This window comes from Streptosporangium nanhuense (assembly GCF_059358815.1).
This window is the reverse complement of the sequence record NZ_JCADBG010000016.1, coordinates 22,403-48,878: the sequence shown is the minus strand read 5'-3', so window position 1 is coordinate 48,878 and position 26,476 is coordinate 22,403. Positions and strand designations below refer to the sequence as shown.

21 protein-coding genes are annotated in these 26,476 nt (G+C 72.5%); 9 read left to right on the top strand and 12 right to left on the bottom strand.

The annotated features are described in order from the left end of the window. Positions 1–22: 22 nt before the first annotated feature. Genes AC5L38_RS28020 through AC5L38_RS28010 form a run of 3 tightly spaced genes read right to left on the bottom strand, consistent with a single transcriptional unit; the run spans position 23 to position 3,245 of the window. Positions 23–1,285, bottom strand: a complete 1,263-nt coding sequence (locus AC5L38_RS28020; RefSeq protein ID WP_495245814.1) for an ABC transporter permease — start codon at positions 1,283–1,285, stop codon at positions 23–25. Continuing rightward, entirely contained in the window at positions 1,282–2,085 is an 804-nt protein-coding gene (locus tag AC5L38_RS28015; RefSeq protein ID WP_495245813.1) for an ABC transporter ATP-binding protein, read from the bottom strand. Before AC5L38_RS28015 ends, AC5L38_RS28020 begins: the two co-directional genes overlap by 4 nt. Beyond that, the gene (locus tag AC5L38_RS28010) at positions 2,082–3,245 is read right to left on the bottom strand and encodes an efflux RND transporter periplasmic adaptor subunit (protein WP_495245812.1); all 1,164 of its coding nucleotides are present in this window, start codon (positions 3,243–3,245) and stop codon (positions 2,082–2,084) included. The genes AC5L38_RS28015 and AC5L38_RS28010 overlap by 4 nt, the downstream gene beginning before the upstream one ends. A gap of 147 nt (positions 3,246–3,392) precedes the next feature. Here AC5L38_RS28010 and AC5L38_RS28005 point away from each other — a divergent pair, with 147 nt between their 5' ends. Then, positions 3,393–5,498: an efflux RND transporter periplasmic adaptor subunit gene (locus AC5L38_RS28005; protein ID WP_495245811.1), complete on the top strand. Its 2,106-nt coding sequence runs from the start codon at positions 3,393–3,395 to the stop codon at positions 5,496–5,498. 68 nt (positions 5,499–5,566) lie between these two features. On the opposite strand, the gene AC5L38_RS28000 is transcribed toward AC5L38_RS28005, so the two are convergent. The 4 genes from AC5L38_RS28000 to AC5L38_RS27985 form a co-directional block, all read right to left on the bottom strand. Further along, the gene (locus AC5L38_RS28000; protein WP_495245810.1) at positions 5,567–6,955 is read right to left on the bottom strand and encodes a sensor histidine kinase; all 1,389 of its coding nucleotides are present in this window, start codon (positions 6,953–6,955) and stop codon (positions 5,567–5,569) included. Next, positions 6,955–7,662, bottom strand: coding sequence for a response regulator transcription factor (locus AC5L38_RS27995; protein ID WP_495245809.1), 708 nt, complete (start codon positions 7,660–7,662; stop codon positions 6,955–6,957). The genes AC5L38_RS28000 and AC5L38_RS27995 overlap by 1 nt, the downstream gene beginning before the upstream one ends. 34 nt (positions 7,663–7,696) lie before the next feature. Continuing rightward, positions 7,697–8,887 (bottom strand): L-2-hydroxyglutarate oxidase, encoded by a 1,191-nt coding sequence (gene lhgO / locus AC5L38_RS27990; RefSeq protein WP_495245808.1) that lies wholly within the window; start codon positions 8,885–8,887, stop codon positions 7,697–7,699. 110 nt (positions 8,888–8,997) lie between these two features. Next, positions 8,998–10,011, bottom strand: a complete 1,014-nt coding sequence (locus AC5L38_RS27985; protein ID WP_495245807.1) for an NAD-dependent epimerase/dehydratase family protein — start codon at positions 10,009–10,011, stop codon at positions 8,998–9,000. Positions 10,012–10,410: 399 nt separating this feature from the next. On the opposite strand from AC5L38_RS27985, the gene AC5L38_RS27980 reads away from it, so the two are divergent. Continuing rightward, positions 10,411–10,788, top strand: coding sequence for an STAS domain-containing protein (locus AC5L38_RS27980; RefSeq protein ID WP_495245806.1), 378 nt, complete (start codon positions 10,411–10,413; stop codon positions 10,786–10,788). A gap of 106 nt (positions 10,789–10,894) precedes the next feature. Here AC5L38_RS27980 and AC5L38_RS27975 read toward each other — a convergent pair whose 3' ends face one another. After that, the gene (locus AC5L38_RS27975) at positions 10,895–14,410 is read right to left on the bottom strand and encodes an SCO7613 C-terminal domain-containing membrane protein (RefSeq protein ID WP_495245805.1); all 3,516 of its coding nucleotides are present in this window, start codon (positions 14,408–14,410) and stop codon (positions 10,895–10,897) included. Between the two features lie 122 nt (positions 14,411–14,532). Next, complete coding sequence (locus tag AC5L38_RS27970; protein ID WP_495245804.1) at positions 14,533–15,687, bottom strand: hypothetical protein; 1,155 nt, start codon at positions 15,685–15,687, stop codon at positions 14,533–14,535. Between the two features lie 118 nt (positions 15,688–15,805). Between AC5L38_RS27970 and AC5L38_RS27965 the strand changes: the two genes are divergently transcribed. Further along, entirely contained in the window at positions 15,806–16,774 is a 969-nt protein-coding gene (locus tag AC5L38_RS27965; protein WP_495245803.1) for an aldo/keto reductase, read from the top strand. A 142-nt stretch (positions 16,775–16,916) separates the two neighbouring features. Here the strand turns inward: AC5L38_RS27965 and thpR are convergent, their stop codons facing one another. From thpR to AC5L38_RS27950, 3 genes are all read right to left on the bottom strand, one after another. After that, entirely contained in the window at positions 16,917–17,507 is a 591-nt protein-coding gene (thpR, locus tag AC5L38_RS27960; RefSeq protein WP_495245802.1) for an RNA 2',3'-cyclic phosphodiesterase, read from the bottom strand. After that, on the bottom strand, positions 17,461–18,726 hold the full coding sequence (locus tag AC5L38_RS27955; RefSeq protein WP_495245801.1) for an MFS transporter: 1,266 nt from the start codon (positions 18,724–18,726) through the stop codon (positions 17,461–17,463). The genes thpR and AC5L38_RS27955 overlap by 47 nt, the downstream gene beginning before the upstream one ends. A gap of 311 nt (positions 18,727–19,037) precedes the next feature. Next, on the bottom strand, positions 19,038–19,493 hold the full coding sequence (locus tag AC5L38_RS27950) for a MarR family winged helix-turn-helix transcriptional regulator (protein WP_495245800.1): 456 nt from the start codon (positions 19,491–19,493) through the stop codon (positions 19,038–19,040). A 279-nt stretch (positions 19,494–19,772) separates the two neighbouring features. Here AC5L38_RS27950 and AC5L38_RS27945 point away from each other — a divergent pair, with 279 nt between their 5' ends. The 6 genes from AC5L38_RS27945 (at position 19,773) to AC5L38_RS27920 (ending at position 26,448) form a co-directional block, all read left to right on the top strand. After that, positions 19,773–20,378 (top strand): hypothetical protein, encoded by a 606-nt coding sequence (locus AC5L38_RS27945; protein WP_495245799.1) that lies wholly within the window; start codon positions 19,773–19,775, stop codon positions 20,376–20,378. Then, entirely contained in the window at positions 20,375–21,604 is a 1,230-nt protein-coding gene (locus AC5L38_RS27940; RefSeq protein WP_495245798.1) for an aspartyl protease family protein, read from the top strand. The genes AC5L38_RS27945 and AC5L38_RS27940 overlap by 4 nt, the downstream gene beginning before the upstream one ends. Before the next feature lie 129 nt (positions 21,605–21,733). After that, positions 21,734–22,612 (top strand): AraC family transcriptional regulator, encoded by an 879-nt coding sequence (locus AC5L38_RS27935; protein WP_495245797.1) that lies wholly within the window; start codon positions 21,734–21,736, stop codon positions 22,610–22,612. Positions 22,613–22,790: 178 nt separating this feature from the next. Then, complete coding sequence (locus tag AC5L38_RS27930) at positions 22,791–23,333, top strand: (2Fe-2S)-binding protein (RefSeq protein ID WP_495245796.1); 543 nt, start codon at positions 22,791–22,793, stop codon at positions 23,331–23,333. Beyond that, on the top strand, positions 23,330–24,325 hold the full coding sequence (locus tag AC5L38_RS27925; protein ID WP_495245795.1) for an FAD binding domain-containing protein: 996 nt from the start codon (positions 23,330–23,332) through the stop codon (positions 24,323–24,325). The genes AC5L38_RS27930 and AC5L38_RS27925 overlap by 4 nt, the downstream gene beginning before the upstream one ends. Then, complete coding sequence (locus tag AC5L38_RS27920) at positions 24,322–26,448, top strand: xanthine dehydrogenase family protein molybdopterin-binding subunit (protein ID WP_495245794.1); 2,127 nt, start codon at positions 24,322–24,324, stop codon at positions 26,446–26,448. Before AC5L38_RS27925 ends, AC5L38_RS27920 begins: the two co-directional genes overlap by 4 nt. Positions 26,449–26,476: the final 28 nt, after the last annotated feature.

Sequence of the window (26,476 nt, the reverse complement as noted above, 5' to 3'; positions counted from 1 at the left end):
TAAGCCGCGTATGCCGTACGGGTCACTCGTGACGCAGGGCCTCGATGGGCCGGAGCCTGGCCGCCCGGTTGGCCGGGTAGCCGCCGAAGAACAGCCCGATGCCCACGGAGACGCCGAGGGCCAGCGCGATCGAGGACGGTACGAGCACCGGTGAGATCCCGGCGATCGTGAAGCGGGTGCCGGCGAACGCGATCGCGACGCCCGACAGGCCGCCCACCAGGCTCAGTACCGTCGCCTCCAGCAGGAACTGGCCGAGGATGGCGCTCCTGGGCGCGCCGATGGCCTTCCTGATGCCGATCTCCCTCGTCCGTTCGGTGACGGTGACGAGCATGATGTTGGTGATGCCGATGCCGCCGACCAGCAGGGAGATGGCGGCGACCGCGCCGAGCAGGGCGGTGAAGATCCCGACGGTCGAGCTGACGGTCTCCTGCAGGGTGGCCTGGTTCAGGATCCGGTAGTCCGCGACGCCCGTCGGGGTGATGCCGTGCCGCTGGTTGAGCACGGCGGTCACCTCGGCCTGCGCGGAGTCGGTCGTGTCGGCGCCGGTCGCCTGCACGATGATCGAGCCGAGCGCGCCGAACCCGGTCAGGCTCTGCTGCACGGCGGGCAGCGGCACGACGGCCACGTCGTCGGCGTCCTGCATGCCCGCCGAGCCCGACTCCTTGAGCACCCCGATCACCGTGAACGGCACCCCGGAGACGCTGACAGACTCGCCGACCGGATCGGCCGTGCCGAACAGCGCCTCGGCCACGGTCCGCCCGATGACCATGACCTTCCTGGCGGCGAGCACGTCGTCGTTGACGAAGTAGGTGCCGCTGTCCACGGGCCTGTTCGTGGCCTCGAAGTAGCTGGGGTAGGTGCCGACGAGCTGCGCGATCGTGTGGCCGGCGCCCTCGTGGACGGCGGCGGCCGCGTTCGCGGTCACCACGGGCGACACGCTCCGCACCGACGGGACCTGCTCGCGGTCGGTCAGCGCCCTGGCGTCCTCCAGGGTGAGCTGCCTGGCCTGGGTACGCGGGCCCTCGTTCTGGCCCCTGGCCGCCCGGCCCCCGCCCCCTCCTCCGCCACCGCCTCCGCCTCCGGTGAAGGACGCCGAGACGGTGAGGGTGTTGGCGCCGAGCCGCTGGATGGACTGCTGGATGCTCTGCGAGGCCCCTTCGCCGAAGGCGACCAGCAGGATCACCGCCGCCACCCCGATGAGGATGCCGAGGGTGGTCAGGAAGCTGCGCAGCTTGTTGGCGGCCAGCCCGCGAAGCGCGAACCTCAGGATTTCGAGCCGACTCACGCGGTGACCTCCGGCGTGCGGGGCGGCAGGTCGTCGTCGGGAGTCCCCGGCATGCGAGGCGGGAGGCCGTCAGCGGGAGTCCCCGGCGTGCGGGGCGGGAGGCCGTCGACGGGGGCCTGGCGGCGGTCCTCGACGATCCGGCCGTCCACCAGGCGGATGACCCGCTTGGCGTGGGCGGCCACGTCGTCCTCGTGGGTGATGATCACGATCGTCCGGCCCGCGACGCTCAGCCCGTCGAGGATGCCCAGCACGTCCCCGGTGGAGGCGGTGTCGAGGTTGCCGGTCGGCTCGTCGGCGAGCAGCAGGGCGGGCGCGGTGACCAGCGCCCTGGCCACGGCCACCCGCTGCTGCTGGCCGCCGGAGAGCTCGTTCGGCTCGTGGCGGACCCGGTCGGACAGGCCGACCTGCTCCAGGGCCGCGAGGGCGCGGGCCCGCCGGTCGGCGGCGCCGACCCCGCCGTAGGCCATGGGCAGCTCGACGTTGGCGAGCGCGCTCATCCGGGGGATGAGGTTGAACGACTGGAAGACGAACCCGATCTTCCGGTTGCGGAGTACGGCGAGCCTGCGCTCGTCCAGCGAGCCGACGTCGGTGCCGTCGATGCGGTAGTCGCCGGAGGTGGGCACGTCCAGGCAGCCCAGGATGTTCATGAGCGTGGACTTGCCTGAGCCCGAGGCGCCCATGATGGCGACGTAGTCGCCCCGGTCGACGCTGAGCGACACCCCGCGCAGCGCCCGGACCTCGGCGTCTCCCCTGCCGTACACCTTGGTGATGTCCGTGAGGGACAGGACGGGGACGGTCATCGGCCGTTCCCTCCCCCGGCGGGGCGGATACCGCCGCCACCGCCACCGCCCCCGCCACCGCCGTTGCGACCGCCGCCGAAGCCGGGGAAGCCGCCCTGCTGGGTGGTCTCCGTGGGCACCGGGCGGACCACCTGGTCGCCCTCGGCGAGACCGGACCTGATCTCGGTGAGCGCGTCGCCCTTGATCCCGGTCTCCACCTGGACGGGTGTCTGGCGGCCGTCCCGCAGTACGGTCACCGTGCTCCGCCCGCCCGCCGTGGAGATCACCGCGGAGGATACGGCGAGCACGTCCTCGGCGCGTTCGACGACGACCCCGACCGTGGCCGTCTGGCCGAGCCTGACCTGTTCCGGCACCTCGGTGAAGGAGATCGTCACCGGGTACTGGACCACGTTGTTGCTGGTGGTGGCGGTCGGCTGGATCTGGGTGACCTTCCCTGAGGCGGTGACCCCGGTGAGCGCGTCGAACCCGATGGAGGCCGTCTGGCCGACCTTGAGCCTGGTGACGTCGGTCTCGGTGAAGGTGCCGACGAGTTCGAGCCTGCGGGTGTCGGCGAGGTCGACGAACCCGCCCGAGGCGTTCGCGTTGGCGTTGCCGTTCGCGTTGGCCCCGGACCCGGCCGAGTTGTTCGCGTTCGTCGCGGCCTTGGAGGCGGCCCCCGAGGAGCCGCCGACCGTGCCGTTGACGGCGGTGACCGTACCGGCGAACGGCGCCTTGATGACGGTGCCGTCCAACGCGCGCTTCGCGGACCGGTAGGTGTTCCTGGCCGTGACGTACTGGGCGTAGGCCGCGGCGGTCGAGGTGTCGTCGTCGGCGGTGTCGAGGGCGGCGGCCGCCGCGTCCAGGCCCTCCTGCGCCGAGTCGTCGTCGAGCCGGGCGAGGATCTGTCCCGCGGTGACCTTGTCCCCGGCCTTGACGTAGATCTTCTCGACGGTGCCGCTCGACCCGAAGGAGAGGGACCGGGCCCGGGCGCTGGCCACGGTTCCCGAGGCGGAGACGGACGCGGAGACCGTGGCACGGGTCACCGGCACGGTCCGCACCGCGGCGTCGGCGGATGAGGCCTCGCCGCCGAGGGAGGAGTAGGCGATCACCACTCCGCCCAGCAACAGGACCCCCAGGGTCCCGTTCACGATCAGCGCTCCGCGCTTGGTCGACAGCTTCACAGCGCCTGACCCTGACGCACCAGGCTTGGACTCACCCCGGCGAAGGCTGAAGATTTCCTGTAGACCGTGTCGTACCGCTCCCGATGCACAGCAAACCTTCAGGGGCCTGTGAGCATGCTGTGAATCAGACGGTCCAGGATGTCCGCCATGAGACCGACCCATCTCCCGAAGAACCTGCGCGCGGGAGGGCTCGCCCTGGCCGCCCTCGTCCTGGTGGGCGCGGGGGCGATCGTCGTGTTCGACGGCGGCTCCGAGCAGGCACCCCGGGTGGAACTGGCCTCCGCCAGGCGCGGGACGGTGACCGCCGCCGTGTCGGCCGCGGGCGGCACCGTGGACGACGGCACCCGCGAACTGGCCTTCGGCGGATCGGGGACGGTCACGAGGGTCTACGTCAAGGCCGGGGACAGGGTCGACAAGGGGGACGTGCTCGCCAGGATCGGCTCCGCCCCCGCGCGCGAGCGCCACGACGCGGCGAAGGCGCAGCTCGCGGCGGCAGAGGAGGCGCTGGAGACGGCGGAGAGCACGCCGGGGGGTACGGCGACGACCGGGGTCGGGCAGCAGACGGGGGCGCAGGACGGGAGCCGGACGGCGGATCGGGCCACGGATCGGGCCATGGATCAGGGCACGGATCAGGGCACGGATCAGGCGGGGTCCGACCGGTCACGGACCGATCAGACAGGAACCAACCGGAAGGGGACCGACCAGACGGGGACCGACCGATCGGGGAACGACCAGACAGGGGCCGACCGGTCGGGGACCGCCAGGCAGGCCGGCTGCGAGCCCACGGCGACGCGGCCTCCGGGGGCGGGCGCCACCCCCACGCCCGCCCCGACCCGGACGGGTGCCCCCACTCGGAGGCCGGAGCCCGCGCGCACGCTCTCACCGCCCTCCACGTCCACGCCGACCGGATCGGCACGCACGCCCTCGGCGCCCTCGGCGTCCCCGGCGTCGGCTGGACGGACTGGATCGACTGAATCGGCGAGGGCGGTACAGGTCGCCCCCGCGGGCGGGATCGTCCCCGCCGGGTACCGCTTCGCGGCGGCCCCGGTCCTCACCCCTTCCCCCACCCCCGTTCCGGTGCGGGACTCCGCGTCCGTACCGGCGCGGTCCCAGGCCTCGCCCACGGCCACCCCGGCACCGACCGTGACGCCGGCGGCCGTACGGACGGGTGACGGCCCGCCCCGGCCCGCGCCGACGGTCACCGTCACGGTGACGGCCGCTCCGACGGTGACCGTGACGGCCACGGCGACGGTCACCGTGACCGCGAGGCCGCACGGGAGCGAGCCGCCCGCGACCGCCGACCCCGGCCCCACGGGCCCGCCCTCGGGCCCGTCGACCGGCCCGAGCGAGCACCCTGGACCGACAGCGGGCCCCACCGGTCCCGGCGGTCCCACCGGCACGGCGGCGCCGACCGCCACCGCCAAGCCCACCGGCAGGCCCACCTCCAGGCCCACCTCCAGGCCCACCGGCACCGGATGCCCCACCCCGAAGCCGAGCGCGAGCACGGGAACGGACAGGGGCGCGTCCCCGAACAGGAACACCGGGCAGAACACCCGGCAGGGTCCTCAGCAGGACGGCGGGACCGGGCGGGGGGCGCTCACCGTCGAGCAGGCCGAGGACCGCGTGAAGCAGGCCCGGGCGGAGCTGACCGACGCCGCCGAGGAGCTCGCGGGCGTGCGGATCGTCGCCCCCTCCGACGGCACCGTCATGTCCGTGGCCGGGGCGGTCGGCGACAGCGCGGGCACCGGGACCTTCCTCACCCTCGGTGACCTGGACGAACTTCAGGTGGAGGCGTTGTTCACCGAGTCGGACATCGGCAGCCTGAAGCCGGGACAGCGGGCGGCGATCACCCTGGCCACCCGGCAGGGGGAGAGGTACGCGGGCACCGTGACGGGAATCGCCCCCACCGCGACCACCAGCGACCGGCTGGTGAGGTACGGCGTCACGATCGCGTTCGACGAGCCCCCGGCGAACCTCCTGGTGGGCCAGACCGCGTCGGTCACCGTCACCGTCGCCGAGTCCGCGGAGACGCTCTACGTCCCGGTCCAGGCCGTACGGACCAGGGACGGGGTTTCCAGGGTCACCGTGCGAGGAGGCGTCGAGCGGGTCGTGGAGACGGGGGTCCGCGGCGACCGGTACGTCGAGATCACCTCCGGGCTGTCCGAGAACGACCGGGTGGTCCTGCCCGGCGGCGCGACCGGAGGGGAGTTCCCCGACAGCGGCTGGCCGGAACCCGCCACCGGCGCCCCCTGAACCGGGCGGCGACCGGCCGGACCGGCGGGATCGACCGGACCCGGGTGGTTCAGTCGGACCCGGGTGGTTCAGTCGGATTCGGGGGCGAGGGGGAGGATCACCCGGAACGTCGAGCCCTTGCCGGGCTCCGACTCCACGTCGACGCGGCCGCCGTGGGCCTCGACCATCGCGGCGACGATGGCCAGGCCGAGACCGCTCCCGCCGTCCTCGGGGGCGCGCCTGCCCCGGGCGGAGTCGGCGCGGTAGAAGCGTTCGAAGACGCGCTCACGCTGCTCGACGGTGAGCCCCGGCCCCTCGTCGGCCACCTCGATGACGGCCATGCCCTCGTCGCCGGAGAGGATCACCCGTACGGGGGTGCCCTCGGGGGTGTGGGTGAGCGCGTTGGTCATGAGGTTGCCCACGACCTGGCGGAGCCGTACCTCGTCGCCGGAAACGATGAGCGCGGAGCCGTCCACCGAGAGCGTGACGTCGCGTTCCGGGGCGAGGATGCGGGCGTCGTGGACGGCGTCGGCGGCGATGGCGAGCAGGTCGACCGGCCGCATGACCATCGGCCGCTGCTGGTCGAGCCGGGCCAGCATCAGCAGGTCGTCGACGAGCAGGCCCATCCTGACCGCCTCGGACTCGACCCGGCGCATCAGCGGCGCGGCGTCGATGCCGGGCGCCTGCCGGTAGAACTCGGCGAAACCCCGGATCGAGGTCAGCGGCGTGCGCAGCTCGTGCGAGGCGTCCGCGACGAACCTGCGCATGCGCTCCTCGGAGCTGCGGGCCGAGGACTCCGACTCCGAACGGGCGCGGAAGGCCGTCTCGATCTGGGTGAGCATGCCGTTCAGCGACCGGCCGAGGCGGCCCACCTCGGTGCGCGGGTCGGCGTCGGGGACGCGGCGGCCCAGGTCTCCGGCGGCGATGGCCTCCGCGGTGCGCTCGATCTCCTCCAGGGGGCGCAGGCTCCTGCGGATGATCACCACTCCGGCCCCGGCGAGCATCAGCACCAGGCCGCTCCCGCCGAGCAGCTCCACCAGGGCGAGCTGGCCGACGATCTGCCGTACCTCGCCCATGTCCACGGCCACGAGGAGGCTTCCGCCGGTGTCCAGCGAGGTCACCCGGACCCGCCAGTCACCGCTCTCGAACGGGTCGGCGTCCTGGCCCGGGGGCACGGTCGGCCCCGGCTTGCCCTCCACGTCGATGCCGCTGAGCAGGACGACGTTCTCGCCGTTCCCGGTGCGGAGTTCCAGCCTGGCGTCGGACGGCAGCGACTTGTTCAGCAGCGCGACGGAGCCCCGGTTGTTCATGCGGCGCAGCGCGGAGTCGACGGTCAGGTCTATCTGGCTGTCGACGCGGTCGATCAGGTAACCGCGCATGATCGAGACGCTGCCGATGCCGATGAGGGCGAGCGCGATCGTCAGCAGGACCAGGATGACGCCGATCAGCTTCACCCGCAGGGGAGTCGCGTCGAGCATCACGAGGCCGGTGGAAGGCGCAGCACGTATCCGACGCCGCGCAGGGTGTGGATCAACCTCGGCTCGGCATTGTCGATCTTGCGGCGGAGCACGGAGACGTAGGACTCCACGATCCCGACGTCGCCCCTGAAGTCGTAGTCCCACACGTGGTCGAGGATCTGGGCCTTGGACAGCACCCGCCCGGCGTTCGCCATGAAGTAGCGCAGCAGCTTGAACTCCGTCGGCGACAGCGCCACCGCCTTGCCCCTGCGCCACACCTCGTGGCTCTCCTCGTCGAGCTCGACGTCGGCGAAGGTGAGCCGGGGCGGCCGGGGCGCGAGGTCTCCGGCGCCGGTACGGCGCAGCACCGCCCGGATGCGGGCCACGACCTCCTCCAGGCTGAACGGCTTGGTCACGTAGTCGTCCCCGCCCACGGTCAGCCCCCGGATCTTGTCCTCGGTGGCGTCACGCGCGGTGAGGAAGACCACCGGCGTGTCGCTGCCGCCGCCGCGCAGGCGCCGTACGACGTCGAAGCCGTCCATGTCGGGGAGCATCACGTCGAGCACGATGAGGTCGGGCCGGTGCCGCTGGACGGCGGCGACGGCGTCCGTGCCGTTGCCGGCCGTGTTGACACCGAACCCGGCGAACCTCAGGCTCGCGGCCAGAAGTTCGAGGATGTTGGGCTCGTCCTCGACGATCAGCAGGCGGGCCTCGGGTGAGTCGGTCACTGGTTTATTTTCACCGGCCCACATGAGAAAGCAGTTAACTGGTCAACACTGAGGCTAACCCCACAATATGCCTGGCAATCGCCAAACTTGACGTGGCCGCCGGTGAGGGGGCGTTGCGCACGAGGGCGACGCGGCCGTGCACGTCGATCGCGAAGTCGTCCAGCATGCCGCCCTGCCCGTCCACAGCCTGCGCGCGGACGCCTCCGGCGGTCCTGACCAGGTCGGTTGCGGTCAGGGCCGGGACGTAACGGCGCGCGGCCCGCAGGAAGGATCCTTTACCCATGGAACCGGCCACCTCCCTGATCCCGGTCCGCCAGTGCCTGGCGGCCAGCCGCCGGGTGCCCCGCCAGGCCAAAATCCGGCCCAGGTCGGCGAGGTCGACGTCCCGCCAGGAGTAGCCCTCCAGCGCCAGCGCCATGACCGCGTTGGGGCCGACCAGCACCTCGCCGTCGATCCTGCGGGTCAGGTGCACGCCGAGGAACGGGTAGCGGGGGTCGGGAACCGGGTAGATGAGCCCGCGGACCAGGTCCTTCGCCTCCCCGGCCAGCGCGTAGTACTCGCCGCGGAAGGGGACGATCCGCACGTCTCCGGGAACCCCCGCCATCCGCGCGACGGTGTCGGTGCCGAGCCCGGCGCAGACGATCACCCGGTCGAACTCCAGCCTCCGCTCCCCCGCCAGGACGCTCACCCCGCTCGCGGTCTCCCGTACGGCGCGCACCGGGTGGGACAGCAGCACCGAGCCGCCGCCCTCCTCCACGTCCAGGGCCAGGCGCCGGGCGACGGCGGGGAAGTCGGCGATCGCGGTGTGCGGGGAGTGCACGGCGCCCACGCCGACGGCGTGCGGCTCGATCTCGCGCAGGGCCAGCGCGTCGAGCTCGGCGATGCCGGGAACCCCGTTCGCGCGGGCCCGCTCGGCGATCCTGCGCAGCTCGGGCCGCTCGGGCCCGGTGGAGGCGACGACGAGCTTGCCGACCTCGTCGTACGGGATGCGGTGCTCGGCGCAGTACTGCCTGAGCATCGCCACGCCCTCCCGGCAGAGCGTGGCCTTGAGCGAGCCCGGACGGTAGTAGATCCCGGCGTGGACGACGCCGCTGTTGTGCCCGGTCTGGTGGGCCCCGACGCGGTCCTCCTTGTCGAGGACGGTCACGGTGGCCCCGTGGGTCAGAGCCGTCTCCCTGGCCACGGCCAGCCCGACGATTCCCGCGCCGACGATCCCGACCCTCATCGCCGGATCCTCCCTGCTCGTTCCCCTACATCCCCGTCGATCCGCTTCCCAGAAGTCTCCTACGGGTTCCCCCGTGAATTCACCATGAATTCTTTACGGGGCGATCGACGTCACCCCGCGAGCCTCCCGACCTTGCCGGTGGCGAGGTGTCCTTCCTGCGCCAGCCAGCGCAGCGAGTCGGCGATGGTCTCCTCGACCGGCCGCAGCCCCACGCCGAGCGCCTCCAGGGTCGGGGTGTCGTACGTGCGGACCATCGTGACCATCATCTCGACGGCGTCCCTGGTCAGCGGGTAGTCGATCTCTTTGATCAGCTTCATCACGTCGCCCACGGCCGCCGCGCCGCGCAGCACCGACCGGTGGATCCTGAACCTCCGGCAGCGGTTCCCCGTCACCTCGTCGCAGACGTCGGCCAGCTGCGCCCAGGTGAGGTAGTGCCCGCCCAGCATGAACCGGCGCGGCCCGCGCCCGGGTTCGAGGCAGCGGGCGAGCACGACGGCCAGATCCCGTACGTCGACGATGTTGGCACCGCCCGCGGTGATCGGCCAGCCCTGCTCCAGCCCGGCGCGCAGCCCCTCCACCATCGCGTCCAGCGAGGGCTGGTGCGGCCCGGTGACCCCGGCGGGATAGACGATCGTGACCGGCATTCCCTGCTCCTGGAGCCGTCTGGCGTAGCGCTCGGCGGAGATCTTGCTTCTGCCGTATCCGTTCCTGGGCGTGGAGAGCGGGCTCTCGGTCGTGATCACCGGTCCGGCGGGGGGCACGAAGACGCCGACACTGGAGATGTGCACGATGGGGTCGAGACCGAGTTCGACGGCCTGTCCGAGGACGTTCTTGACTCCGGTCACATTCGTACCGTTTAGGTCATCGGCCCGGCCGATCACCCCTATTTCCGCGGCGGCGTGAATGACCGCGTCGCACTGTTCGAGCCCCTCCCGCACGGCCGCCGCGTCGCGGATATCGGCCTTGTGCAGGGGAATCTCCCCCGCCACCCCGACGGAGGCCAGCACCTCGCGCGTTTTCTCTGGATTGCGGATGAGAAGAAGCGGCTCGTGCCCGTCGGCGAGGAGCGCGGCGACCGCATGCGAGCCGACGAAACCTGAAGCCCCGGTTATCAGAACGCGCATGCTCGAAAGTTAGCGGCAATCCTCACCGCAAGAGAAGGGATAACCGGCCTGGTTCCTAATCGTCATTGCCTATGCGGGAAATACGTCCAGGCCGGTCAAGGAATAGGTGAATATGTCAGGGCAGTAAATAGCGATGCGGTCATTCATTTTCGGCATGGACCAGGCGGGGATGCGCGGGAGGTCACGTGTGATCGTGTGCTCGTGCGATCCCACGCGGGAGACGGCGTGGGGGCTCGTGGGAAAGACCGGGTGAGGGACCGGGGTGAGCGATCGGGCGTCCACAGCCGTTACGCACATGTCTCCCACCCGTCGCCCACCCCGGTGTCAGAGAGGGGTATACCTTGATCAGGCCGGATGGCGGCCGAAACCGACTGCGTCACCGGGTGGGGATACGAGGCGATGAGCAGACAACTCTCCATCGGCGTCGACCACCACGGGCACGCGGACTGCACTGTGATCACTGTCGTGGGCGACATCGACCGTAATTCCAGTGAGCTGCTCAGGGAGACCATCGAACAACTGGTCTCCGACTACCGCCCGCGGATCGTCATCGACGCCGGAGGCATCACCTTCTGCGACTCCACGGGGCTGCGGATACTTCTCAGCGGCGCGCGGCTGACCTCGGAGGCGGGCGGGTGGCTGCGCCTCGCCGAGGTGTCGGACGTCCTCAAACGCCTTCTGCAGGTGACCGGGCTTTTCACCTGGTTCCCCGTCGACCCCGACGTGGCGACCTCCCTGGGCCACGCCACCCGCCGCGACCTGCAGTCCCCCGGCTGACCCCCGAGCGCCCCCGGAAACGGCCGGCGCGTCCGAGCCTTCGGGCCCTCGGTCGCCCCTCGGTGTCCACGGGCCCAGACGGGCGCGTCCGGGCGCCGGGGATCGGTCAGCGCATCCGGCCGACCGCGCCCCGCAGGCGTCGTACGTCCCGCAGGCGCGCCTCGTAGGTCGCGCCGACGACCACGAGCAGCAACCCGCCCAGCGCCATCGGCACCCATCGGGGCACCAGCACGACCACCTCCGCGATCCACGGCGCCAGCTCGTGCAGGGCGACGACGGCCAGGGTCAGCCCGCCGAGGACCGCCGGGGCCTGGAGCCGGAACCGGGCGCCGACCAGCAGCACGGCCAGCGAGACCACACCGAGCAGCAGCGGCCGGAGCCAGCCCGAACCGGCGAGCAGCGCGAGCATGCTCGGCACCAGGCTGGAGACGAGCCCGGCGCCGTACGCGATCCAGGACGACTTCTCCCCTCCGCGCGCCCGCCACCAGCCGAACCCCAGCAGCACCAGCGAGAACGGAACCGTGTACGCCTCGATCACGCTGATGTCGGAGGCGAGCAGCCGCAGCCAGGAGGCCAGCAGCAGGAACCCCGTTCCGACGTATCCGGCCCACCGGCGATCGGGCCGCAGGGCCGTGCCGGCCATCAGCACACCCGCCACGGCGCAGGCGAGACCCGCCAGCGGCAGGTCGGCCGAGGCGAGCGGCAGGCCCGCTCCCACGAGGACGTACCCCGCGGCCTCCACGCCGACCGCGACCGGCGACCTCCTGAACCGGCCCGCCAGGGCCGCCGCCGCGCAGGCCACCGCGAGCGGGCCGAACGCCGCGTGCCGTACCGGCCAGTCCAGCGCCAGCCCCGCCGCCAGCGCCTCCCCGCCCGCCAGCAGCGTCGCCAGCCCCGCCGCGACCGGTGCCACCGCCCGTGCCGTGACCCCTGCCGTGACCCCTGCCGTGCCCCCTGCCATGGCCCCCGCCCCGGCCCCCGTCCTGGCCCGGTCACCCAGCACGACCGCCACGGCGATCACCGCCACGGCGGGAAGGACGATCAGGGTCGCGGGCTCGCTCATGAGGGCCCAGGAGATCGCGACGGAGGCGGTCGACAGCGCCGCCACCCCGCCGAAGAGCCCGTTCTCGCGGCTCCGCGCGACCGTCCACGCCGTCGGGACGGTACCGGCGACGAACAACCCCAGCTCCACCCCGTACGGCAGGGCGACCGACACCGGCAGTGCCACCAGCAGCGCGGGCCAGGCGAGCAGCACCGCCCCGGTCGCGCCCCGGCGCCGCGCGACCTGCCAGGAGACCAGCACCGCCGCCACGGCGACGAGGCCGACCACCGCCACGAGTGGCGGATGACCGCCCGCGGGGCCTGTCACGGCCGTCCAGGGCCGTACGAGGGGGCGGAGGAAACCGAGGACCGCGGAGACGGCGGCGTGCGCGGAGACGACCGCGAGCACCGCCAGCACGACGCTCAGCACCGGCCCGGCGAGCCGCCGTCCGCTCTCCCCAGGTGGATTCGCGGGCGCGGGCGTGGCCGGTGAGCCGCCGCGCGGGGCAAGGAGGGCCGCGAGCACCGCACCGGCGGCCAGGGACAGGGACAGGCCGTCGCCGGCGGGAAGCCACCCGGTCCCGGCGGAGACCGCCCACATCAGGCCGGTCGCCGAGAGCACACACGCGACCAGCGAGAACGCCGCCGCCTCGCGTACCCGGGCCGCGAACACCGCCGCGCCCCACGCGACGAACAGGACACCCAGCGTCGCGTACGTGCCGGACCTCTCGGCGAGCGCGGTGACCGTCGCCACCGCGGACACCGCACCGGCGGCGATCGCGAGGGCCCCCGCCCATCGCGGCCGCCGGGCCAGGGTCGTACCGGTCACGAGGACGACGGCCAGCGCCGACAGGACCGCGAGGTCCACCCCGTGCCCCCAGCCGAAGGCGACGGGCGCGACGGCCGCCGCCAGCGTCCCGGCGGCGAGCGCGACGAACCCCAGGGCGGCCCGCCCCCGCGCGGCAGCCCACACCGAGGCGACGGCCAGCAGCCCCGCCACGACCGGGAACTGCGGGAACGGGGCGATCAGCCGGGCGTCGGCGAAGCCCGGAGATCCCGACCACACGTCACCCAGCCGGTTGAACGGGGCGAACAAAGTGAAGATCACATCGTTCGCGAAAGGGAGCGCGGTGGCCGCCGCCAGCACCCCGGCGGAGACGGCACCGGCCGAGCGGACCCGGGGCTCGTCCGGACCGGGCGCGTACAGCATGATCGCCACGGTGACCAGCGCCGCCACCGTGTACGGCACGGCCCACCAGGTGGACGACACCAGCGGCCAGGCGAGGGCCGCCAGTCCCGCCGTCAGCGTGAGCGTCGAGAAGGCGGTGAGGACCAGGAGGCGGTCCGTGTTCCGCACCCCGCGCGCGACCGCGAGCCCGATCACGGCCAGCGCGACCAGCAGCGGGGCCTCCCTGAACGAGACGATCGCCGGGGCGCCGGACGGGTTCAGCGTCTTCATGAGCGACTCCAGGAGCCCCTGGCACACCCCCAGTCCCCACACCACGCCGAAACAGACCGCGACCGTCGTCAGCGGCCCGCGCCCGGTGACCTCGGCCCCGGCCTTCCCGGAACCCGTGGCCGCCGCTCCGACGCCGGGCCCGGGACTCCGGGACGCCACGTGGAACACCAGGAAGGCGGCATCGGCGGCGGCCGTCACGGCGAGCGCGGCGGTGATCCACGGCGCCGTCTCATCGAGGGCGAGCAGCGGGAGCGGGAACTGGGCGAGGACGACCGCGACGGGCAGCGGCAGTCGCAGCGGGAGGAGTCGCGAGTAGCCCGCCATGGCGAGCGCGACCAGGGCGAACAGCAGGGCCGCGTAGTGCGGTCCGGCCAGCTCGTCGGCCCCGGCCAGCCCCGTCCGCCGGGCCGCGTAGCCGTCGAGGAAGAGCAGCGCCGCGCCGAGCATCGCGATGGTCTCGGCGGTGGTGACGAGCCCGCGCCTCACCAGGATCCTGGGCGCGGCGAAGGTCAGCCCGGTGACGGCGGCCAGTACCGCCGCCCGGCCGCCGAGGCTCATGCTCCCCCAGCTGACCACCGTGAACACCACGGCCGCGACGGCCAGCAGCAGCCCGCCGAGGCCGAGCAGCAGATTCTGCACCGCCCGGGGCGAGAAGTCCTTCCCCGGCTCTGACACCGTCCCCGGCAGGCCGCCGGACCCGGACGCCGTCCCCTGCCGCCTGACGGACCCGGACACCGCCTCCGGCCGCCCGGCGGATCCGCCGCCGACACCGGCGAGGTCCCGCTCCCGTTCCCCTTCTTCCTGCCCGGCCCGCTCCTGCCCGGCCAGTTCCCGGTCGGCCAGTTCCCGGTCGGCCCGTTCCCGGCCGGCTCGCTCACGTTCGGCCCGCTCCTGGCCGAGCAGGCCGAGCAGACGGCCGCGACGGGCGAGGAGTTCCGTCTCGCGGGCGCGCAGCCCCGCGAGGGCACCGTCGAGCCGCCACAGCTCGGCCGCCACCGGGCCCCTCAGGGGCAGCGCGCAGCGCGGGCAGCGCTCGTACGTCCCCGCGATGGGAGCGGAGCACTCAGGGCAGCTCACCCCCGAAGGGGAGCGGAGGCTCGGCGCCGGGCTCTCGTCATGCATGGTCCGCAGGATGGCGTAAGCGGCTTGCCGTCCGCTTGCGCCGAATCACTCAACCGGATCTGAGTATCCGAGCGGGCTCGGGTGTCTCAGCGGGTCCGGTTGTCTCAGCGGGTCCGGGTATCTCAGCGGGTTCTGCGGGCGATCAGGGTGATGACGCCGGTGGCGCCCGCGGCGATGGCCAGCCAGAGGAGCACGGCCGAGGTCGGGATACCCGTGTCCGCTCCGGCGCCGTCCTCACCGGCCTCCACCCGGGCGACCGGCGTGGGCTCGGGACCACCGGCGGCACCGGTCGGGGTGGGAGCCGCCTCGCGGCGGGCGGACGTGGGTTCGGGAGCCGCCACGCCGAGAACCGTCTCGGGCAGCGGCACCCGGTAGACCGGGCTGCGGCTTCCCTCGCTGCCGGTCAGCAGGTACCTGCCGTCGCGCGTGTAGGTGATCGACTCGGCCTGCCGCAACTCCGGCATCGTCACCCGGGCGATCTGCTCCCCCGGCGCGCGGTAGACCGTGGCGGAGAAGTAGGTACGGATCACGAAGCTCGACCCGTCGGGGGCGTAGGCGGCGTCGGTGGCCATGATGGGCGCGGAGCCGGCCTTGCGGAGCACGTTGACCCTGTCGGTGCGCAGCCGCTTCGGGGCCTGGTAGACGGCACCGGCGAACTGCTTGGTCACGATGGAGAGGCGGCCGGTCCGGGGGTGCACCATGATCCCCTCGGCGTTGTGCCCGCCGTCCTCGTAGCGGAACCGGTAGCGCACGGCGGGGACGGTGGCGTCGCTCAGCGTGGTGGGCTCCGCCACCCTGTACACGGAGATGTCGGGCCAGGCCCCTTCGAGGTTGTCGCCGATGTCGGCGAACCAGAGCACGCCCCGCCCGGTCCGGGGGTCGGTGGAGGCCGCCATGCCCTCCCAGTCGCGGGAGGCCGCCCCCCGCAGGGTGAAGGTCGCGCGGGTCCGCCCGTCGGGGCCGACCGCGAAGAAGACCGGCCCCGCGGAGCTGTCGTTGTGGGTGTAGTAGACGTCCTTGCCGGTCGGTGAGACCGCCAGCCCGCTCGACTCGGTGATCCGGCTGTCCCTGAAGCGGAAGAGGATCCGCTCCCCGCCGTCCGCCGCCCGCCCGGTGGCCGCCGGTACGCCGTACCCCGCCTCGCGTACCGCCTCCTGCGCCGTTTCCGCCTCCCGTACCGTCCCCGCCTGTGCGCCCTGTCCCGCGAGGACCGTGGCCGCGGTCAGGCCCGCCACCGCGAACACGCGAACCCAGACTTCCCCCTGCTTACTCAGCATTCAGCCATCATGCCCCGGTGGTACGCGCGGACGTCACAGACGTGGCGGGTCCGGCCGACACGGATTTCCTCGCGAATCCGCTCGCCTGGAGTGCGCTCCAGGTACCTAGTGTGAACCCATGGATTACACGCAGCTTGGCCGTACCGGCCTGAAGGTCAGCCGCCTCTGCCTGGGCACGATGAACTTCGGCCCCTTGACCACGGAGGAAGACTCCTTCGCGATCATGGACCACGCCCATGAGCTGGGGATCAACTTCTTCGACACCGCCAACGTCTACGGCTGGAAGAAGGGCGAGGGCGTCACCGAGCAGATCATCGGCCGCTGGTTCGCCAAGGGAGGCGGGCGCCGTGAGAAGACGGTGATCGCCACGAAGCTCTACGGCTCGATGGGAGACTGGCCCAACGAGGGCCAGCTGTCCGCGCTCAACATCCGCCGCGCCGCCGACGCGTCGCTGAAGCGGATGCAGACCGACCACATCGACCTCTACCAGGCTCATCACGTCGACCGGAACACCCCGTTCGACGAGTTCTGGGAGGCCATGGACATCCTCAAGCAGCAGGGCAAGATCCTGTACGTGGGGTCGTCCAACTTCGCGGGCTGGCACATCGCCAAGGCCCAGGAGAGCGCGCGGCGCCGCAACGGCGTCGGCCTGGTCTCCGAGCAGTCCCACTACAACCTGATCGTCCGCGCGCCGGAGCTTGAGGTGATCCCGGCGGCCGAGGACTACGGCGTGGGCCTGATCCCGTGGAGCCCGCTCGCGGGCGGCCTGCTCGGCGGCATCCTGCGGAAGATCGACAAGGGTCGTTCGGCCTCGGAGCAGATCACCAAGCAGCTCGACAAGCACCGCGACAAGATCGAGCGTTACGAGGAGTTCTGCGACGAGCTGGGCGAGGACCCGGCGAACGTCGGCCTGGCCTGGCTCCTCCACCAGAAGGTCGTCACCGCGCCGATCATCGGCCCGCGCACGCTCGACCAGCTCGACGGCGTCACCAAGGCGCTGGAGATCGTGCTGGACGAGAAGGCCCTGGCCCGCCTGGACGAGATCTTCCCCGGTTTCAGGACGGCGCCCGAGCACTACGCCTGGTAGCCGGTGCCGGACGGCGTCCGGACCGGCCGGGACACGGCCGCCGGGCGGCTAGGACACGAGGGCACCGATCACCACGAGGAGCACGAGCAGTGCGAGCACCGTGGGCAGCAGCCAGCGACGGGGACGATCCACGTCCTGGAGCCTAGCTCTGCCCACGGGGTGCGCGTGCCGTCAGATGCCATTCCTCGACCGTCTCGTAGCGAGCCTCGGTCCCGCCGGAGGTCCCGCCCCCGAAGTTGCTCCGGATCAGGTGCACCGTCCGCGCCTCCCACGCGGCGCCGGAGAACGTCCCGAACGCCTCGACCAGAGGGCTCACGTCCATGTCGGCGCGGCACCGGGCCAGGCTCAGATGCGGCGTGAACCGCCGGCGGTCCGTCTGCCCGGCTCCGGCCTCAAGCGCCTCGGTTCCGACGTGGTCGGCCAGGCGGGCCAGGCCGGGGCGGTCGCCCCCCAGCCCGGCCAGGAAGACCCGCGCCCGACCGGCCGAGGGAAACGCCCCGGCGCCGGTGAGGGACAGCGTCAGCGGCGGGTGGCGCGTGGCGGCGCCGGCGAGGCGCGCCCGTAGCTCGGGCAGCACCCGGTCGGGCACCTCCCCGAGGAACGACAGCGTCACATGCCAGTTCGCCGGGTCCAGCCAGCGGAGCCCCGGCCATCGCGGCCGGTGGGCTTCGAGGGCGAGGACGAGCTCATCGCGCACCGGTGGTGGCGGTAGCAACCCCACGAACAGCCGCACGCGACCTCCTGCTGATCATCTTTGTCAGCATTATGGCCACACCGGAGCCGATCAGCGTGAGCGTACCGCCCACCATGACCCCCGCACGCGGGCCGCCCAGATCCGAGATCCAGCCGAGCAGCAGCGCGCCGAAGGGGGCTCCCCCGGTGAACACGAGCACGTAGATCCCCATCACCCGGCCGCGCATCTCCGGCGAGGTGGCGAGCTGCACGCTGGCGTTGGCGGCGGTGTTCACCGAGATCAACGCGATGCCCGCGGGCACGAGGGAGACCAGGTAGAGGGGGTACCACGGCGCGAGGCCGCTGACGATCTGGAACAGGCCGAACGCGACCGCGCCGCCGACCAGCAGCTTCCTGCTGGGCCGTACCCGCCGCGCCGCCATGAGCGCGCCCGCCAGCGCGCCGACCGCGAACATGCTGGACGCCAGCCCGAACGAGGCCGCGCCCGCCCCGAAGACCTGGCTCGCCATGAGCGCGATCGACATCGAGAACGACTGCGTGAACAGCGAGACGAAGGCGATCAGCAGTATCGGCATGAGCAGCTCGGGCCGCGCCAGCACGTAGCGCAGGCCCTCGCGGAGCTGCCCCTTGGCCCTTGGCACCGGTTCCGGGGTGGTCAGCTCGGAGGTGCGCATGAGCATCAGGCCCGCGAGCACGCCCGCGAAGGAGAGCGCGTTGATAAGGAAGATCGGGCCGGTGCCGCCGAGCGCGTAGATCAGGACACCCGCGACGGCCGGACCGACCACGCGGGCCAGGTTGAAGCTCGACGAGTTCAGCGCGATCGCGTTGGACAGGTCCTTGCGGCCGACCATCTCCACGACGAACGACTGCCGGGTCGGCACCTCGACACAGGCGATGAGGCCGAGCAGGAACGCCATCATGAACACCTGCCAGACCTGGGCCGAGCCGGTCACGACGAGCACGCCCATGGTGAGCGCCAGCAGGCCCATGAGCGACTGGGCGACGATCAGCAGCGGCCGCTTGGGATAGCGGTCGGCGAGCATGCCGCCCCAGAGGCCGAAGAGCAGCAGCGGCAGGAACTGCAGCATGACGGTCACGCCCAGCGCGAAGGCGCTGCCGTTCGTCAGGTCGAGCACCAGAAGGTCCTGCGCGGTGCGCTGCATCCACGAGCCGACGTTGGAGACCACGCCCCCGGCCGCGAACAGCCGGTAGTTGTAGACGCGCAGGGACCGGAACATCCCGCCCCGCGTCTCGGGCACGGGCTGGGCCGTGCCGCTCTCCGTGGCCTGGAACTCGTTCGCGGTGGCGGCGGCCCTCGCGGCACGCCGCCGCCGGACCCTCGCCCGCAGCCCGGTCCTCCCGCCTCGCCTGCGGCCCGGACCCCCGCCCGGCTCGCCGTCAGGCCCGGCACCGGGCTTCCGGCCCGGCTTCGCCCGCGGTCTCGTGTCCGGCTCACCCTGAGGTCTCGTGTCCGACTCCGCCCGCGGCCTCGTGTCCGGCTCCGCGCCTGGCACGGCGGGCGCCCCGGCGTCGCGCGGGATCGCCGGGGCCTCGGGTTCCTCGGGTTCGGCTAGATCCGGCTGAGCTTCTCCAGTATCGGAGCCGCCTGCCGGAGCGTCGCCCTCTCCTCGGGTGTCAGCTCCTTCAGCCGCTGCGTCAGCCACGCCTCCTTGAGGCGACGCTCCTCCCTCAGCAGGGTTGAGCCCTGCTCGGTCACGCCCAAGGTCACCTGGCGCCGGTCGGTCGGGTGCGGTGTACGGGACACCAGCTCCCGCTCGGCCAGCACGGCGATCACGCGGGTCATCGAGGGCGGCTGGACCTTCTCCAGCTCGGCCAATTCGCCGGGGGTTATCCCGGAATGCCGTTCTACGGCGGCGAGCGTCGCGAGCTGGGTGGGCGTCAGCGAGTGCACCGCGGCCTGCCTGCGCAGGCGTCTGTTCAGTCGTGCCAGTGACACGCGCAGAGCCGAAGCCAGACCGGCGTCGCTGCGCAGGTTCGCGACGTGGTCCTTCCTGGGGTTCTTCATTAGCGTAAGTCATTACCTTTGCTAACTATATACGTATGCACGTGATTCCCTCCAGCGGGTTTCCTTCTCGGCGCGGGCCGTACAGCGTGCCAGACGGACAGGGGATCGCCAACCCGGCCCGGAGTCCCTCCGCCCCCTTGCTCTCACTGTCACACGGAGCCTCCGCCGGGCAACGGGCGACCGGCCGCCGTACGGACCGTTGACCCTCACAAGGGCCGTGTGTACGCTATTCCGAAATTACGGAATAATCTCTCGATGGCGACCTGGGGGCGAGTGAGAATGGACACCACGGAGCAGCGGCTCGCCGCTCTGGAGGAACGGGTGGAACGGCTGGAACGGCTGGAAGCCGCGCCGACCACCCGGCGGAAGGAGCGGGCGGCCGGAGGATCGGCCGGTGACGCGCCCCTGCGTCTGCTCGACCGGCTGCGCGAGCACATCGGCGACGCCGGCGACCAGGCTCCCGGACCGGGGGAGGCGACCGGCGCGATCACGTACGCGGGAGCCGTCGGCCGCGACGGCCGCGAGTACCTGTGGGCCAAGCAGCGGCCCGTTCACGACCTCGTCGGCCTCGTCGATGCGGAGCGATCGGGTGCCGCCGCCGTGCTGGAGTGCCTCGGAAGCCCGGCACGCCTGGCGCTGCTCACCGCGACGCTCGGAACGACCCGCACCCGCGCGCAGCTCCAGGAGGTCCTCGGCGAGACGACCTCCACGGGGCATCTCTACCACCACCTGCGCGGGCTGCAGGCGGCGGGCCTGCTCATCCAGCCACGGCGGGGCGAGTACGAGCTCGCCGCCCACGCGCTGGTCCCGCTGCTCACCATCATCGCGGCCACCCTGGACCTGAGCACCGGAGGCGACCAGGCGGCCGGGGAGGCAGGGGAATGAGCCGGATCCCCCACCGGTGGCACGTCCGCGCCGCGTGGCGAGCCTGGGCCCGCGGGGACATCGACGAGGCCGAGCGGCTGGCCGCGCACGCCGGCGAGCGGCAGCACGCGCACCTCGGGTTCCTGACCAGCTACGTGCGCGGGGACTACGAGCGGGCGCTGACCCACTACGAGGCCTTCCGCCACCGGTACCCGGCCCGCACGCAACTGGACGAACCCGTCGCGCACGCCCTGCTGCACCTGGACCGGCCCGCCGAGGCGTACGCGCACGTACAGCGGCGCCGGGGGAGACGGCCGATGCCTGCCGACCTCGTGTCGCGGGTGGACCACCCGCTGAGCACCCAGATCGGCCACACGACCGTCCTCCCCTTCGCCGACCACCCGCTGGCGCCCTACCTGCCCGCGGTGGACGCCACGCTCGACGGCCACCCCGTACGCGCCCACCTCGACACCGGCGGCACGTTCCTCGTCATGGGAACCGGGCGCGCCGAGGCGCTGGGCATCCGGCTCACCCCCGGCGGAAGGGATCATCACGGTACGACCCGCACCGACCTCTACACCGGGACGGCCGGGGAGCTGGCGCTCGGCGACGTCGTCCTGACCAATGTGCCGGTGGAGGCGATGCCGACGCTGCGCGACGAACAGGATCTCGTCATCATCGGCACCAACGTGCTGCAGCGATTTCTCACCACCGTCGACCATCCCCACCGGCGTCTGCTCCTGTCACGACGCCGCGACCCTCGGCAGACGGCGGAGCATCTCGCGCTTCTCGACGACCGGCCGGAGCTCGCCCGGATCCCCTTCTACCTGTGGGCGGACCACTACATGTTCGCCCGCGGCGGCTTCGGCACCCGGCAGGACCTCAACTTCTTCATCGACTCCGGGCTCGTCTACGTCAACCAGGAGGACGGCTCACCGCCCCGCCAGGCCTGCCTCTACACGACCGCGAGGCGGTACCGCTCCTGGGGCGTGCACCGGACCCGCGCGGCCCGCCCGCACTTCGGCGTCGACGAACCGATCCACCTGGGACCGCTTCGCCAGGACGACCAGTTCGTGGCCACCACCCCGACCCGGCGCGTGCCCTGGTCGTCCTTCGGCGGCGTACGCATCGACGGCCTGCTGTCCCACTCCTTTCTCGACAAGTACGCCTGGACCCTCGACTTCGACCGGCACGAATACACGTTCCGCTCGCATGACCGGCGTCAGATAGGGTCACAGCCCTCTTGAACGAGGCCGGGACCGGCTCCCCCATGCCGACGGCCGCCCAGACGGGAAACGGACCGGTCGGCCGTTCCGAAACGTGGCCGGCTCGCAGGCCGGGCGTCGGTCCGTCCGGCCGGTGGTTCAATCGGTGCCGTGCCTCTCGACGAGTTACGTGATCTCATCAACAGACATGCCCGGCCCGATCTGAGCTGCGCCATCGGCGACGTGCTGATCTTCCGGGCCGAGCAGCCCTACCCGCCGACCCCGACCACGTACGGCAAGGTGCTCGCCATCGTCGCGCAGGGCGCCAAGCGATTCGCGCTGGGCGACCGCCTGTACGAGTTCCGTGCCGGGCAGTACCTCATCGCCTCCGTCGACCTGCCGGTGACCAGCCATTTCACCGAGGCCAGCCCGGAATCCCCGGGGTTGGGGGTCGGGCTGACCCTGCACCCGGCGGCCGTGGCGGAGATGCTGCTGCTCGCGAAGCCCGGTGAGCTGCCGGAGATCGAGCCCGCCGCCCCGCCGGGGCTGGCCGTCAGCGACGCGCCGGCCGAACTCGTCGACGCCATGCTGCGGTTGTTACGGCTGCTCGACACGCCCCGGGACATCACCGCGCTCGCGCCGCTGGTCAAGCGGGAGATCCTCTGGCGGCTCATCACCGGGGAGCAGGGGGCCGTCATCCGCCAGTTCGGGCTGCCCGACAGCGGGCTCAGCGACATCGCCCGCGCCGTGCGGTGGATCCGGGACAACTACGCGCGGCCGTTCCGGGTGGAGGAGGCGGCTCGCCAGGCGGGCATGAGCGTCTCCGCCTTCCACCGCGGTTTCCACGCCGTCACGGCGATGAGCCCGATCCAGTTCCAGAAGCAGATCCGGTTGCAGCAGGCCCGGTTGCAGCTCGCTGCCCAGCCCAACGACATCGCGGGAGTCAGCCGCCGGGTCGGCTACGACAGCCCTTCTCAGTTCAGCCGCGAGTATCGCCGCCAGTTCGGTGAACCACCCAGTCAGGACGCCGCCCGCCTGCACGCCTGGTGATTCGTACAAAGCTCGCGTTCTCGTGCCCGATCCTGCTTATTTCGCCACTCCGTACCGGGAGAAGGCGGGTACGAAGAGAATCAGGCAAGGAGTCGCAAGTATCGGACAAGCGTTTTCCACCCACCCGCTGATTGCATGGAACCCCATTCGCATCCGTCGGGCGGCGAGAGGAAACGCGATGACCGACGACTTCTCCAGCGAGATCTCGCTGGAGGTCAACGACGTGACACACCACCTGCCGGTGGACAACCGCAGGACCCTGCTCGACGCCCTCCGGGAGGACATCGGGCACACCGGCCCGAAGAAGGGCTGCGACCACGGGCAGTGCGGCGCGTGCACCGTGCTGGTCGACGGCCGCCGGGTGGTGTCCTGCCTGACCCTGGCGGTCACCGCCGAAGGCGCGCGCGTCACCACGGTCGAGGGGCTCGCCGGCGACGGCGGGCTGCGGCCGATCCAGGAGGCGTTCGTCCGGCTCGACGGGTTCCAGTGCGGTTTCTGCACGCCTGGGCAACTCTGCTCGGCGGTCGGCATGCTGGCCGAACACGCGGCGGGCTGGCCGAGCGCCGCCACCGCCGAGGTCTCCCCCGACCTGCCGGCGGCTGAACTGGACGCCGCCGAGGTACGCGAGCGCATGAGCGGCAACCTGTGCCGCTGCGGCGCGTACCCCTCGATCGTGCGCGCGGTGCTGGAGACCGCCGCGCGCGGGGCGGTGACCGGATGAGGCAGTTCTCCTACCGGCGTGTGACCGAGGTACGCGACGCCCTCACACTCGTCGCCGGGCACGACGACGCCCGCTACCTGGGCGGCGGCACGAACCTCGTCGACCTGATGAAGAGCGGCGTCGAGACGCCGGGCCGCCTGGTGGACGTGCGCCGCCTCCCGCTCGACGGGGTGCGCCCGGCGCCGGACGGCGGCCTGCTCATCGGCGCGACCACGACCAACAGCGACGCCGCCGCCGATCCCGAGGTGCGCCGCCGGTATCCGGCGCTGAGCCAGGCGGTGCTCGCGGGCGCGTCGGGCCAGTTGCGGAACATGGCCACGGTCGGCGGCAACCTGCTCCAGCGCACCCGATGCGGTTACTTCGCCGACCTGTCGCAACCGTGCAACAAGCGCACCCCGGGCAGCGGCTGCGCGGCGATCACCGGGGCGCACCACAACCACGCCGTCCTGGACTGGACCGGCCACTGCGTGGCCACGCACCCCTCCGACATGGCGGTGCCGCTGGCCGCCTTCGACGCGGTGGTGCGGTACGAGACGCTCGAAGGCCCCGGCGAGATCCCGCTGACGGACTTCTACCTGCCGGTCGGCGACCGCCCGGACCGGGAGACGGCGCTGCCGCCCGGCGCGCTGATCACCGCGGTCGCTCTCCCCCCGTCCGCCACCGCGCGGCGCTCGCGCTACCGGAAGGTGCGCGAACGCGCGTCGTACGCCTTCGCCACCGTCTCCGTCGCGGTGGCCCTGGACGTCGAGGACGGCTTCGTGCGCGACGTGCGGATCGCGCTCGGCGGGGTGGCCTCGCGTCCGTGGCGGGCGCGGAGCGCCGAGGAGGTCCTCCGGGGCGGCCCCGCCACCGCCGACCGGTTCCGGGGGGCGGCCGAGACGGAACTGGCCGCCGCCGAACCGTTGCGCGGCAACGCGTACAAGGTGACCTTGGCCGTCAACCTCATCGAGGCCGTGCTGACCGAACTGTCCGGAAAGAAGGGTGAGCGATGAGCCCGGAACCGACCACCGCCGCGGTCGGCAGCGCGCGTCCCCGGATCGAGGGCCACCTCAAGGTCACCGGCGCCGCCCGCTACGCCGCCGACGAGCCGCGGCCGGACCTCGCGCACGGCTGGATCATCACGGCCACCGTCGCCCGGGGCCGGATCCACGACATCGACGTCTCCGCCGCGCTCGGCATGCCCGGGGTGCTGGGCGTGCTCGACCACCGCAACGCGCCCCGGCTCAACCCTCAGGCGGGCAACTACTTCGGCCCCGACGGCAGCCTGCTGCTGTTGCAGGACGAGGTCGTCCCGTACGCCGGCCGTCCCGTCGCCCTGGTGGTGGCGGAGACACCCGAGCAGGCGCGGGCCGCCGCCGGTGCGGTCCGGGTGACCTACCGGCCCGAACCGCACGACGTGGACTTCCGGCTCGACCACCCCGCCGCCCGCCCGGCCTCCACCGCCTTCGGCCCGGAGGCCGACACCGGCGACGTGGAGGCCGAACTGGCCGCGTCCGCGATCGTGGTGGACCAGCGCTACCGCACGCCCGAGGAGAACTGCGGCGCGATGGAGCCGCACGCCGCGACCGCGTGGTGGGAGGACGGCCACCTGCACGCCGTGGACTCCAACCAGGGGCCCTTCAGCGTCTCGCAGGTGCTGGCGACGCTGTTCGAGATGGACCGCGACCGGGTGCACATCCGGGCCGAGCATGTCGGCGGCGGTTTCGGGGCCAAGGGCATGTGCGGCCCGCAGATGATCCTGGCCGCGATGGCCGGCCGGAGATTCGGACGTCCCGTGCGCGTCGCGCTCACCCGCGAGCAGGTGTTCCTGTCCACCGCGCTGAGGCCTCCGACCGACCAGTGGCTGCGTGTCGGCGCCGACACCGACGGCCGCCTGCGCGCCGTCCACCACCGGCCCGCGTTCGCGTTGTCCCCGCTCGCCGAGTACATCGAGTGGTGCAGCGAGCAGGCCATGACCCTCTACGCGGCCCCGGCCATCCGCACCGAGCTCACCGCCGTCCCGCTCGACATCCTGCCGCCGAGCCCGATGCGCGGGCCCGGCGCGACGCCCGGGTCCTTCGCCCTGGAGTCGGCGATGGACGAGGTGGCCGAGCGGCTCGGCCTCGACCCGCTGGAGCTGCGGTTGCGCAACCAGCCGGCCGTGGGCCCCGTGTCCGGCCGGCCGTTCAGCAGCCGGCGCTCGGTCGCCTGCCTGCGAGAGGGCGCGCGCCGGTTCGGCTGGGCCGGCCGCGACCACCGCCCCCGGACGCGGCGCGAAGGGCACCTGCTCATCGGTACCGGCATGGCCACCACCTCCTTCAGCGCCGGGGTGTTCCCCTCGTCGGCGTCGATCACCGCCGAGGCGGACGGCACGTTCACCGTCGCAGTCGGCGCGACCGACATCGGCACCGGTGCGCGCACCGCCCTGACCGCCGTCGCGGCCGACGCGCTGGGAGTCGGTACGGAGCGCATCCGCATCCGCATCGCCGACAGCGACCTCGGCATGGCCTGGGGCGCCGGAGGCTCCCGGGGCACCACGTCGTGGTCGTTCGCGATCACCGAGGCCGCCAGGGCGCTGCTCGAACGGCTGGAGGAGCCGGCCCGGCCGGTGACGGCGACGGTGGACACCAGCGCCCTGATCAACTATCGGCCGGAGAAGGAACGCCACACCTACAGCGCGATTTTCGCGGAGGTGAGCGTCGACCCCGCCACCGGCGAGGTACGGGTACGCCGGATGCTCGGCATGTTCGCCGTCGGCCGGGTGATCAACCCGCTGCTGGCACGCAGCCAGGTCGTCGGGGGAATGACCATGGGCCTGTCGATGGCGCTGCACGAGGAGGGCGTCCGCGATCCCGCGACCGGCCGGCAGGTCAACGCCGACTTCGCCGGCTACCACATCGCCGCGCACGCCGACGTCCCCGAGATCGAGGCCGACTTCGTGCCCGACTACGAGCCGGACGACCCGCTGGGCCTCAACGGCCTCGGCGAGATCGGCACGGCCGGTACGGCGGCGGCGATCGCCAACGCCGTCTGGCACGCCACGGGGACCCGCCAGCGCACTCTGCCGATCCGTCTCGACCGCGTGCTGGAGACGGTGACCTCCGGCGTCCGGGTCGACGGCCTCGGTGTCACCTGAGGTGTCGCCTGAGGTGCGGCCGTCCGTC

Excerpts from the sequence above, each read along its gene's own strand:
- AC5L38_RS27985 (WP_495245807.1), bottom strand. The coding sequence starts at position 10,011 with ATGCGCGTTCTGATAACCGGGGCTTCAGGTTTCGTCGGCTCGCATGCG.
- AC5L38_RS28005 (WP_495245811.1), top strand. The coding sequence starts at position 3,393 with ATGAGACCGACCCATCTCCCGAAGAACCTGCGCGCGGGAGGGCTCGCC.
- AC5L38_RS27940 (WP_495245798.1), top strand. The coding sequence starts at position 20,375 with ATGAGCCGGATCCCCCACCGGTGGCACGTCCGCGCCGCGTGGCGAGCC.
- AC5L38_RS27945 (WP_495245799.1), top strand. The coding sequence starts at position 19,773 with ATGGACACCACGGAGCAGCGGCTCGCCGCTCTGGAGGAACGGGTGGAA.
- AC5L38_RS28015 (WP_495245813.1), bottom strand. The coding sequence starts at position 2,085 with ATGACCGTCCCCGTCCTGTCCCTCACGGACATCACCAAGGTGTACGGC.
- AC5L38_RS27965 (WP_495245803.1), top strand. The coding sequence starts at position 15,806 with ATGGATTACACGCAGCTTGGCCGTACCGGCCTGAAGGTCAGCCGCCTC.
- AC5L38_RS27920 (WP_495245794.1), top strand. The coding sequence starts at position 24,322 with ATGAGCCCGGAACCGACCACCGCCGCGGTCGGCAGCGCGCGTCCCCGG.
- AC5L38_RS27980 (WP_495245806.1), top strand. The coding sequence starts at position 10,411 with ATGAGCAGACAACTCTCCATCGGCGTCGACCACCACGGGCACGCGGAC.
- AC5L38_RS27930 (WP_495245796.1), top strand. The coding sequence starts at position 22,791 with ATGACCGACGACTTCTCCAGCGAGATCTCGCTGGAGGTCAACGACGTG.
- AC5L38_RS27970 (WP_495245804.1), bottom strand. The coding sequence starts at position 15,687 with ATGCTGAGTAAGCAGGGGGAAGTCTGGGTTCGCGTGTTCGCGGTGGCG.
- AC5L38_RS28000 (WP_495245810.1), bottom strand. The coding sequence starts at position 6,955 with ATGCTCGACGCGACTCCCCTGCGGGTGAAGCTGATCGGCGTCATCCTG.
- AC5L38_RS27975 (WP_495245805.1), bottom strand. The coding sequence starts at position 14,410 with ATGCATGACGAGAGCCCGGCGCCGAGCCTCCGCTCCCCTTCGGGGGTG.
- AC5L38_RS27925 (WP_495245795.1), top strand. The coding sequence starts at position 23,330 with ATGAGGCAGTTCTCCTACCGGCGTGTGACCGAGGTACGCGACGCCCTC.
- lhgO (WP_495245808.1), bottom strand. The coding sequence starts at position 8,887 with ATGAGGGTCGGGATCGTCGGCGCGGGAATCGTCGGGCTGGCCGTGGCC.
- AC5L38_RS27950 (WP_495245800.1), bottom strand. The coding sequence starts at position 19,493 with ATGAAGAACCCCAGGAAGGACCACGTCGCGAACCTGCGCAGCGACGCC.